At 51.1% G+C, this 2,495-nt stretch carries 1 protein-coding gene; it reads right to left on the bottom strand.

Features of this window, described 5'->3' with window-relative positions; all coding sequences use genetic code 11:
• Window positions 1-427: 427 nt before the first annotated feature.
• Window positions 428-1,882, bottom strand: coding sequence for a hypothetical protein (locus tag CVT63_08190; GenBank protein ID PKQ27403.1), 1,455 nt, complete (start codon window positions 1,880-1,882; stop codon window positions 428-430).
• Window positions 1,883-2,495 lie beyond the last annotated feature (613 nt).

Below are 2,495 nucleotides of genomic sequence, written 5' to 3'. Positions count from 1 at the left end.
TAAGAGAAAAAGAACTTTTTCCAAAAAGAAGGCCAATCCGGGCGATTCATCCCCGACCTAAAGGTCGGAGATTTCTCGCTCGGAGATTATGTTAAGATTGATTCAAAAAGCAAAAGCCTCAAGATTTCAAAGCAGTGAATTAGTTTTAAGGAGTTTTAACCTATTATTTCACGAATATTTCCCAACCTTGCCACCACTTTTATCTCCATCTTTTCCACTCATCTCAACGTAGTAATATCTCCACTCTTTGGCGGGTGCGGTGCACCCGTGTCCCAAGTCTGTCCCACGTTGTGTCCCAAGTTGAGGCCCATGTTAAGGCCCAAGCTGAAGCCCAAGTTGGAATTTGGCCGAAATGCGGAGCAGGGGGAGGTTCGTTTCACAATAAGCCCCCAAACAACCTTACCCGCCAACACACCCCCTACGATCATCACGCGATCATGCAGAGCAGCCACGCAGGGACAATCCACGCATCGTCCCTTATTTCGAATTTGTCTCTTGTAGCGACTACCGGCATCACGTTGGGCCTGCCCTCGAAATACTGCACAAGCCTCCTGTCCGCACCGGAGATACGTTTTCTGTATTTGGATTCCACCGCAAGCCACGCATGGGGAAGCTGGACTATGAAATCAACCTCCGGCTTATCGAAGTAGCCTATCGTGCCGTTGCGGTGCCCAAGGGTGTTGAACTGCAGCCTGCGCAGGTGGTCGAAGAGCACCCCCTCGACGACATTGCCTATCTTCCCTGAGCCTTCGAGCTCTGTTATCTCGGTCGAAACCGAAAGGAAGGAGAGCAGCCCCGGGTCCTGAAGGTAGGCTTTGTCCGCCTTGCCGGGCACGTAGTGGAACGAATCGTTGACGCGCTGAAGCTGGTGGACGAAGAAGAGTTCCTCTGCAACCGCCTTCCACGATGCAGGTGTCTCCTTGTCTACGCCGAGGTCTTTCGCGCACCCCGCGCTAATGAACTTCCCTCCGTGGTTCTTTGCGAGCATGACAAGGAAGCTGCGAAAAGCCTGCGGTTTTCTGACCTTCTCGTAAAGCTTCAGGTCCTTTGATATGGCCGTGTCCATGACGACCTCAAAAAAGCGGAAGGAGTCCTCCATAGTCGCGGGCGGCTGAACCCTTGGAAATCCCCCTCTCAACAGGTATCCGTCGAAGGCCGCATACAGCCGGTCTGCGTGCGGCAGTGTTGCCGCATAGAGAGCAGAGATTGCTTCACCTGCCGCATTCCTGCTCTCTGTTGATGTGCCAAGACCGGCCAGCGCGTCTCTTGCATTCCTTGCCAGCTTTCCGATCTCTTCCAACCCACCAATACCGTAGCTTCCCGCCGCTTCGAGGAACTTCAGGGGATGCATGTGGTTCTTCTCCCATCTGCCCGGGGCGTCCGCGGTTGTGGGGTTTAACAGCGCCGCACTGCTGCTCCCGGTTCCGAGCACGCGCAGAGTGGGGTGATACTGGTCATACAGCCCTTTTAGCTCCTTTCCCCAGTCTGGCAGGGTGTGTATCTCGTCGAGGAAAAATATCACGGGCCTTTTGACCTTTGAAATAGACTCCTTGAGAATGAGTCTCTCATATACATCCACAACCGCCTGCAAGCCCCCTCCAAGTTCGGCAGCAACAGCAGGAACGTCAAGGGGCACATAGAGTATCTCCTCTGGCCTGTAGCCCTCCTCCATCAGATACTCCATCAGGTGTCCCATCATGGTGGTTTTTCCCACCTGCCTGGGCCCTGCCATTATCTCGAACGGTAAGTTTGTTATCCTTTTGCGGATATGGTAGAACGTCCTTCTCGGCTCCTCGTGCTTCTTTATCAGCTTCGAGACCTTTCCGGTCGTCCAGTGGCTGTTCCACAGTGCAAGACTTTTGTAGAGGTCAATTTCGCCCATGAACCGGAAACTGTCAGTGCATATATAAAGATTCGGTTATACCCGAAGATTTTGCAGGGTTTTTGTCGGTTGTGACCGAAGATATAAAAAGAAAAAGGGTTTTTGGTAATTAATCGTTCATTCTGCATTTACTCGTCCACGAGTATTTCTACGGCATTCTTGTCCCTATCCACCCATCCTATTTTTGTCAGTGTTTCGATGTAGTAGTCGACCCCGACCTTTGTTAGTGTCCGTGCCGCGCCCACGCCGCATACGAGGCATGTCAGACCCCCATACGATATGTGGCGGGTCTTATGTATGTCTATCACTAATAGTAACGCTTTCTTTATTTTGAGCAGGTCTTCGGCTACGGGGCGAGGGATATTTTTTATTGGGATTTGCGAGATGTCGAGCGGGTCAGGGGATGGGTGGGCACCGAAAGTGTAAAATTACAATAGATTCATGTCGGATAATAAGCTTGAAAATGAGGGCGTATTCGACTGAAATAAGGTCAAAAGAGGTGGGTTTATACCCAAATTGAGGCCGACCCGCAACCTAGTTAACTAATATTGCAACTTTTTTCTAAAATACTACCCGCTGACACGGGTGGCGTTCTGGTTCCTTTTTCAAGTAA

It is taken from the genome of Candidatus Anoxymicrobium japonicum, from assembly GCA_002843005.1.
Taxonomy (GTDB): Bacteria; Actinomycetota; Geothermincolia; order Fen-727; family Anoxymicrobiaceae; genus Anoxymicrobium; species Anoxymicrobium japonicum.
This window is presented reverse-complemented; position numbering and strand designations above follow the sequence as displayed.

Bases quoted from the DNA above. Each gene is read 5' to 3' on its own strand.
- CVT63_08190 (PKQ27403.1), bottom strand. From the start codon at position 1,882: ATGGGCGAAATTGACCTCTACAAAAGTCTTGCACTGTGGAACAGCCAC.